The 6,721-nt window shown below is 71.4% G+C and carries 4 protein-coding genes and 1 pseudogene; 3 read left to right on the forward strand and 2 right to left on the reverse strand.

The genetic code is table 11. From position 1 onward, the window contains the following. Window positions 1–10: 10 nt before the first annotated feature. Window positions 11–1,597 (reverse strand): MFS transporter, encoded by a 1,587-nt coding sequence (locus ACWD4O_RS07460; RefSeq protein ID WP_451278318.1) that lies wholly within the window; start codon window positions 1,595–1,597, stop codon window positions 11–13. Between the two features lie 184 nt (window positions 1,598–1,781). Between ACWD4O_RS07460 and panB the strand changes: the two genes are divergently transcribed. From panB to ACWD4O_RS07475, 3 genes are all read left to right on the forward strand, one after another. After that, window positions 1,782–2,648, forward strand: a complete 867-nt coding sequence (panB, locus tag ACWD4O_RS07465) for a 3-methyl-2-oxobutanoate hydroxymethyltransferase (protein ID WP_450946848.1) — start codon at window positions 1,782–1,784, stop codon at window positions 2,646–2,648. Window positions 2,649–2,789: 141 nt separating this feature from the next. After that, entirely contained in the window at window positions 2,790–3,815 is a 1,026-nt protein-coding gene (locus tag ACWD4O_RS07470) for an ATP-binding cassette domain-containing protein (RefSeq protein ID WP_451278320.1), read from the forward strand. Window positions 3,816–3,841: 26 nt separating this feature from the next. Next, complete coding sequence (locus tag ACWD4O_RS07475; protein ID WP_451278530.1) at window positions 3,842–4,660, forward strand: ABC transporter permease; 819 nt, start codon at window positions 3,842–3,844, stop codon at window positions 4,658–4,660. A gap of 51 nt (window positions 4,661–4,711) precedes the next feature. Here the strand turns inward: ACWD4O_RS07475 and ACWD4O_RS07480 are convergent. Next, window positions 4,712–6,721: pseudogene (locus ACWD4O_RS07480) on the reverse strand (hypothetical protein); the annotation flags it as partial.

The raw sequence follows: 6,721 nt of genomic DNA on the forward strand, positions 1-6,721 counted from the left end.
GGGACGGCGGTTACGACTCCGTTCCCACCAACTCCTCCTCCGGGGCGCCCTCCTGGGGCGTCTTCGTTCTGCGCGGCAGGAACAGGCCCACCACGACCGCGCCGGCCAGCGACACCCCGGCCCCGCACAGCGCGGTGACGTGCATGGCGTGCAGGAACGCGTCGTTGGCGGGTCCGACGAGGTCCGGGTCGCCGAGCTTCGCGGCGACCCCGAGCGTCGCCTCGATGGACTCGCCGGCCGTGTCCCGCAGTCCGGCCGGCAGGCCGCCGAGGCTGCCCTCGATGCCGTTGCGGTAGGCCGTGGAGAGCACCGAGCCGAGGACGGCGATGCCGAGCGCGCCGCCGAGCTGGCGGAAGGTGTTGCTGAGCGCGGAGGCGGAGCCGGCCTTCTCGCGGGGCAGGGACTGCATGATGACCACGCTGGTGGGCGTCATGACGTGGGCCATCCCGGCGCCCATGAAGAAGAAGACGATCTCCATGAGCCAGATCGGGGTGTCCGCGTCCAGCGCGGCGAACGCGACCAGGGTCGCGGTGAGGACGAGCATCGCCCCGGTGGTCGTGGCCCGTACCCCGAAGCGGTCGACGACCAGCCGGGCGCGCGGCGCGAAGATCAGCTGGGCGGCGGCCAGCGGGAGCAGCAGCAGACCGGACTGCAGCGGCGAGTAGCCGCGCACGCTCTGGGTGTAGAAGACGGCGAAGAACGTCACGCCCATCAGCGCGAAGAACACCAGGGTGATGACGGCCATGGCGGCCGAGAACACCTTGTTCTTGAAGTAGGTGACGTCTATCGACGGATGGTCGCTGCGCTTCTCGAACACCACGAACGCGGTGAGGACGACCAGACCGGAGACGATGGCCGCCACCACCGTCGGGTCGGTGAAGTCGGCCAGCTCGCCGCCCTTGATGATGCCGTAGACGAGCAGGACGAGGCCGACGACGGACAGGACCACGCCGACCGGGTCGATCCGCCCGGGGTCGGGGTCGCGGGAGTCGGGGACCAGCCACAGCATCAGCGCGAACGCGATGATCACGATCGGCACGTTGACCAGGAAGACCGAGCCCCACCAGAAGTGGTCGAGGAGGAGACCGCCGGTGATCGGCCCTATGGCGATGGCCAGACCCACGCCGCCGGCCCAGATGCCGATCGCCTTGGGCTGCTCGTCGCGCTCGAAGACGTTCATCAGGACGGCGAGAGTGGCCGGCATCACGAACGCGGCACCGACGGCCATCAGCCCGCGGAAGACGATGAGCTGCGCGGGCGAGCCGGACTCGGCGGCCAGCGCGGAGCCGATGCCGAACACGGCCAGCCCGCCGAGCAGGACCTTCTTGCGGCCGAGGCGGTCGCCGAGCAGGCCCGCGGTGAACAGCAGTCCCGCGAAGACGAGCGTGTAGGAGTTGATGGCCCACTCCAGCTCGCTCTGCGTCGCGCCGAGGCCGACCGGGGCCGGGGTGGAGATGGTCTTGATCGCGACGTTCAGGATCGAGTTGTCCAGGACCACGATCAGCAGGCTCAACATCAGCACGCCGAGTATCGCCCAGCGGCGCCGGTGGACGGCTTCCGGCACCCGGGGACGGGCGGGGACGGCAGGAGTAGTCATGGGGTCGAGGGTAGAGCCTTTTCGATACGAGACCGTCTCGTATCTGAATCTCTTACTGAGCTTTTACCCACGAGGTTTTCCCCACAGGGGGCGCTCTGGCCCTCCCTGGCACGAAGTGCCACCATGGGGAGTGGTCCGGGGACGCCGTGAGGGCGCCCCGAGATGACAACAAGGAGCCGTTGCAATGACGCAGCTTCCGGCTGCCCCTACGAAGTCCACCGACGGCAGCAACGCGCTGTACGGGGGCAAGGGCACACGCCGAATCACCGTCCGCGACATCGCCCTCGCCAAGGAGCGCGGCGAGAAGTGGCCCATGCTCACCGCCTACGACGCGATGACCGCGTCCGTCTTCGACGAGGCCGGGATCCCCGTGATGCTCGTCGGCGACTCGGCGGGCAACTGCCACCTGGGGTACGAGAGCACCGTGCCCGTCACCCTCGACGAGATGACCATGCTCTCGGCGGCCGTCGTCCGGGGCACCAGCCGTGCCCTGATCGTCGGCGACCTGCCCTTCGGGTCGTACCAGGAAGGGCCCGTGCAGGCGCTGCGCAGCGCCACCCGGCTGGTCAAGGAGGCCGGGGTCGGGGCCGTGAAGCTGGAGGGCGGCGAGCGCTCGCACCGGCAGATCGAGCTCCTCGTCGAGTCCGGCATCCCGGTCATGGCGCACATCGGCCTGACCCCGCAGTCGGTGAACGCGATGGGCTACCGCGTGCAGGGCCGGGGCGAGGAGGCCGCCCAGCAGCTGCTGCGGGACGCGAAGGCCGTGCAGGACGCGGGCGCGTTCGCGGTGGTCCTCGAGCTGGTTCCGGCGGAGCTGGCGGCCGAGGTCACCCGCGTGCTGCACATCCCGACCGTCGGCATCGGCGCCGGTCCGGAGACGGACGCGCAGGTACTGGTGTGGACCGACATGCTCGGGCTCACCGGCGGGCGGGTCCCGAAGTTCGTCAAGCAGTACGCGAACCTGCGCGAGGTCATGGGCGACGCCGCCAAGGCGTTCGCGGAGGACGTCGTCGGCGGGACGTTCCCGCTGGAGCAGCACAGCGTCCACTGAGCCATCTCCGCACCACGAACCGCCCGCCGATGTTCCCCCCATCGGCGGGCGGTCGCGTTCCCGGGGGCTGCCGACCTGCCGACATACCCCTGTCGGCGGGATGTCGGTCGTTTGTCGGCAGGGGGTGTCAGCGTTCCTCTCATGACGCGAATCGACATGAACCCCAGTGGCGCGGGAAGCGCTGTGACCGTTCGGGGGTTGGTCAAGCACTACGGCGAGACCAAGGCACTGGACGGCGTCGACCTGGATGTACGCGAGGGGACCGTGATGGGGGTGCTCGGGCCCAACGGCGCCGGGAAGACCACCCTCGTGCGGATCCTGTCCACCCTGCTGGCTCCCGACAGCGGGCACGCGACCGTCGTCGGCTACGACGTCGTCCGGCAGCCCCGCCAGCTGCGGCGGGTGATCGGGCTCACCGGGCAGTACGCCTCGGTCGACGAGAAGCTCCCCGGGTGGGAGAACCTGTACATGATCGGACGGCTGCTCGACCTGCCCCGCAAGGAGGCCCGGGCGCGGGCCGACGAGCTGCTGGAGCGGTTCTCGCTCACCGACGCGGCGAAGCGGCCGGCCTCCACGTACTCCGGCGGTATGCGCCGCCGGCTGGACCTCGCCGCGTCGCTGATCGGGCGGCCGCGCGTGCTGTTCCTGGACGAGCCGACCACCGGTCTGGACCCCCGTACCCGCAACGAGGTGTGGGGCGAGGTCAAGACGATGGTCGGGGAGGGGGTCACCGTGCTGCTGACCACCCAGTACATGGAGGAGGCCGAGCAGCTCGCCCATGAGCTGACCGTCGTCGACCGGGGCAAGGTCATCGCGAACGGCGGCATCGACGAGCTGAAGTCCCGGGTCGGCGGCCGGGCGCTGCGGATACGCCCCGCCGACCCGCTGCAGCTGCGGCCGCTGGCGAGCTGGCTCGACGAACTCGGCATCACCGGGCTCGCCGCCACCGTCGTGGACGCCGAGCGCGGCTCGGTGCTGGTGCCGGTGCTCAGCGACGAGCAGCTGACCGCCGTGATCGGCGCGGTCAGCGCGCGCGGCATCACCCTCACCTCCCTCACCACCGAACTGCCCAGCCTGGACGAGGTGTTCCTGTCCCTCACGGGCCACCGCGCCGGAACCGCACAGAACGCCCTTCCCACCGACACCCGCGAGGAGGTCGCCGTATGAGCGCGGCCACGATGGACACCGGCACGATGGACACCGGCACGATCGACGCCGGCACGCTCACCGACGCGCGGATCCCGTTGCGCAGCCACCTCCGGCACACCGGCGCGCTGGTCCGCCGCAACCTGCTGTGGATCCGGCAGGACCCCGAGTCGATGTTCGACGCCCTGCTCATGCCGGTCGTCTTCACCCTGCTGTTCGTGTACGTCTTCGGCGGCTCGATCGGGCAGGCCCTGGGCGGCGGGCAGGACGGGTATGTGCAGTACGTGATCCCGGGCATGATCGCGATGATGAGCATGTCGCTGTCCCAGGGCGTCGGCACCGGCTTCAGCCAGGACTTCAACTCCGGGGTCATGGACCGCTTCCGGTCCCTGCCGATCGGGCGCGGCTCGGTGCTGTTCGCGAAGATCTCGGTCGAGCTCGTGCGGATGCTGTTCGCGACGACCGTGCTGATGATCGTCGCCGTGCTCGTGGGGTTCGAGATCAACGACTGGCCCGGTCTGTTCGCGGCCGTGGGGCTGGCCGCGGTGTTCGCCTCGTCGATCATGTGGGTGTTCCTCACCCTGGGCGTGGTGCTGAAGAACGCGCAGTCCGTGCAGGCGATGGGCTTCCTGGTGCTGTTCCCGCTCCAGTTCGGCTCGTCGATCTTCGCGCCGACGAACTCGATGCCGGGCTGGCTCCAGGCCTTCACCGACTACAACCCGCTGTCCACGCTCGCGGACGCGGCGCGCGGTCTGATGGTGGGCGGCCCGGTCGCGCACGATCTGTGGGTGACGCTGGGCTGGTCGGTGGCGATCACCGCGGTGATGGCGCCGATCGCGATCCACAAGTTCCGCACCAAGAGCTGATCCGGCTCGAATCCGGCTCGGATCCGGCTCGAATCCGGCTCGGACAGCGCTCTACACCAGGGCGGCGGCCTCCTCGTAGGAGAGGCCGCCGCCCTCGGCGTATGCCGTCTCGAAGTCCCGCTCGGAGAGCGCGGCGCGGATCCTGGCCACGGCCAGGTCGCGCACCTCGCGCTCCATGCGCGGGGACACATGGCGCGGCGGCTGCAGACGGTCCGCGGCTCCCAGGCAGCGGGCGCCGTCGGCGGCCCGGCTGCCGTCGTCCACCCCGCCGAGGGCGGTCGCGGCGATGAAGAGGTAGAAGGACCGCAGGTGCGGGGCGACGGCGATGGGCAGCGGGTCCGTGGCGCGTTCCAGGGCGACGCGGATGCGGGGCAACGCCTCCTCGTCGCGGTCGTCGATCGCGTCCAGGCAGGCCTCCGCGCTCAGGATGAAGGCGTCGAAGAGGATGCCGCGCCCGCGGGTGAAGTCCGCGCGCAGCAAACGGAGTTGCTCGCGTGCCTCGACCCGGCGCCCGCTGATGCCGAGCCAGCCGGCCAGGAAGAGACGGGCGGCGGGGACGGCCTCGGTTCCGGCGTGGTCCGGCCCGTCGACCACGCCGCGCAGCAGGCGCTCGGCCCGCTCCTCCTCGCCGACCTCCACCAGCACGCTGCCCAACCGGGCGGCGAGGACCGCCGACTGGGCGCGCGCTCCGAGCCGTTCGGCGTACTCCATGGCGTCCTGGTAGTCGTCGGCGGCCTTGCGGTAGGCGCCCACCCGCTCGTGCGCCTCGGCACGGGCGGAGAGTGCCTCGGCGGTGCCCCAATCGTCGCCGAGGCGCCGGAAGATCTCCAGACACTCGTCCGCGTCACGGAATGCGTTCTCCGCCCAGTCGGCGCGGTTGGCGAGGATGTTGGCGCGCATCTGCAGACAGGCGGCGAGCTCCCACTCATGGCCGGGCGTCCGGCGGCAGGTGTCGACGTTGGCGTCGACGATGGTGCGGATGCGGCCGAGGTCGGTCATCATCACGGCGAAGAACCAGTACAGCCCGGGCACCCGGCAGGTCTGCGGGAGACCGGGCTCGTACGTCTCGGCGATCAGCCGCATCTTGGCCTGCGCGGCCGGCGTCTGCCAGGTGTCCAACTCGGTTTCCATACAGGCGAGATGGGTCAGGTGGACACCTCGGCGGGCCTCCGCGAGGGCCTCGCCGGTGAGCGGCGGCGGGGCGGCGGTGAGGGGCTGCCACACCGGGGCGGCCCGCCGCAGGGGCTCGGTGAAGGGGTCGGGGCCGAGGGCCATGACCTCCTGGCACCAGGATCCGGCCTCGATGCGCAGGTCGCGCATCTGCCAGTACCAGACGAGGGACAGGGTCAGGCTGAGCGCCTCCTGTTCGTCGCGTGCGGCGACGGCGCGGCGCAGCGCGGTGCGCAGGTTCTCGTACTCCAGCTGGAAGCGGTCGATGGCGGCGCGCTGGCCTGGGCCGCGCAGCAACGGCTCGGTGGTACGGGCGAGTTCGCGGTAGTGGACGAGATGCGCGCGCTCGGCGGCCGCCCGCCGGCCCGACTCGTCGAGCCGCTCGCCCGCGTACTCGGCGACGGTCTCCAGCAGCCGGTAGCGCATGTCGCCGTCGGGGGCGGGCGCGGCGACGACGAGCGACTTGTCGACCAGCGAGGCGAGGGAGTCGAGGGCGCTGCGCGCAGGCGGACGACCACGCGCCCCGAGGACACTGCCGCCACCCCACCCGCTGTCGGCGTCCCGGCCACTGCGAGCGTCCCAGCCACTGCCGGTGTCCCGGCCACTGCGAGCGTCCCGGGAACTGCCGCCGTCCCCGACACCGCCGGCGTTCCCGCCACTGCGAGCGTCCCAGCCACTGCCGGCGTCCCGGCCACTGCGAGCGTCCCGCGAACTGCCGCCGTCCCGGCCAAGGCCGACGTCCCCGACACCGCCGGCGTTCCCGCCACTGCGAGCGTCCCAGCCACTGCCGGTGCCCCGGCCACTGCGAGCGTCCCGCGAACTGCCGCCGTCCCGGCCAAGGCCGACGTCCCCGACACCGCCGGCGTTCCCGCCACTGCGAGCGTCCCAGCC

The sequence above is a fragment of the Streptomyces sp. NPDC002623 genome (assembly GCF_053592635.1).

What these genes read in the sequence shown, in the direction of transcription:
- ACWD4O_RS07460 (WP_451278318.1), bottom strand. Translation starts at nt 1,597, where the DNA reads ATGACTACTCCTGCCGTCCCCGCCCGTCCCCGGGTGCCGGAAGCCGTC.
- panB (WP_450946848.1), top strand. Translation starts at nt 1,782, where the DNA reads ATGACGCAGCTTCCGGCTGCCCCTACGAAGTCCACCGACGGCAGCAAC.
- ACWD4O_RS07470 (WP_451278320.1), top strand. Translation starts at nt 2,790, where the DNA reads ATGACGCGAATCGACATGAACCCCAGTGGCGCGGGAAGCGCTGTGACC.
- ACWD4O_RS07475 (WP_451278530.1), top strand. Translation starts at nt 3,842, where the DNA reads ATGGACACCGGCACGATCGACGCCGGCACGCTCACCGACGCGCGGATC.